Annotated in this window: 1 protein-coding gene; it reads right to left on the bottom strand. The window is 44.0% G+C overall.

All coding sequences use genetic code 11. From position 1 onward, the window contains the following. On the bottom strand, positions 1-896 hold an 896-nt coding region (locus A3738_RS08160), incomplete at both ends, for a FimV/HubP family polar landmark protein (RefSeq protein WP_304440084.1).

The raw sequence follows: 896 nt of genomic DNA, 5'->3' as shown, positions 1-896 counted from the left end.
CCTTCTTGCTGAACTTCAACTAAAATCTCTTTAGCGCCTTCGGTGTCACCCATATCGATATAAGCGCGCGCCAAATCCAACTTAGTAGACACCTCATCGGTTCCTTCTAAGAAGTCGAAATCTTCGTCATCACTTAATTCCGGCTCGAAATCATCTGCATCGCCCAACGCTTCAGCCGCTTCATCTAGGGTCTCGTCTGTGATGGTGAGTTCGTCATCTCCTAGATCAAGGACATCTGAAGCACCTTCGTCTGCTTCAGCATTTTCAGTCAACGAATCTTCCAGCTCCAAATCATCCAGCTCATCAAGAGCATCTCCAAGGTCCTCGGATTCAGAATCATCCAATTCTAGGGAATCTAGCTCTTCAGCATCTAAGGACAACTCTTCTTCAGATTCAGAGTCAAAATCTAAATCCAAGGCTTCGTCCAAATCTAGGCTAAGATCATCCGCATCTACCTCTTCCACTGCCGACTCAAGGCTTTCAGCTTCAGAAGCTGCACCCGCATCTTCATCAAGACCTAAAGCCTCATCATCAAGTGATAACTCATCACTCAAATCCAAATCAATTTCAGCTTCGTGATTTAACTCTGCATCACTTAGCGACAATTCATCGTCTTCATCTACGAGATGAGACGAAGCTGCATCTGCAACCGATGCATCATTGTCAGCATCCAACTCAAGCTCTTCTGCTTTGTCAGAGTCACCACCAAGATCTAAATCTTCTGATGAGAAATCGATACCTGGATCAACTTCTAGTTCTTTATCACTTTCATCAAGCTCCAAATCGATATCTAAATCGATATCTAAATCTTCTGAAGAAAAATCTATATCACCAGCAACCTCTTCAAGCGCTTCTTCAGCGTATGAGTCTTCGGAATCTTCCAAGCTTGCAGGAGA

It is taken from the genome of Oleiphilus sp. HI0066, from assembly GCF_001635725.1.
Note: the sequence above shows the minus strand (reverse complement) of the source record. Positions and strands in the feature narration are given on the sequence as shown.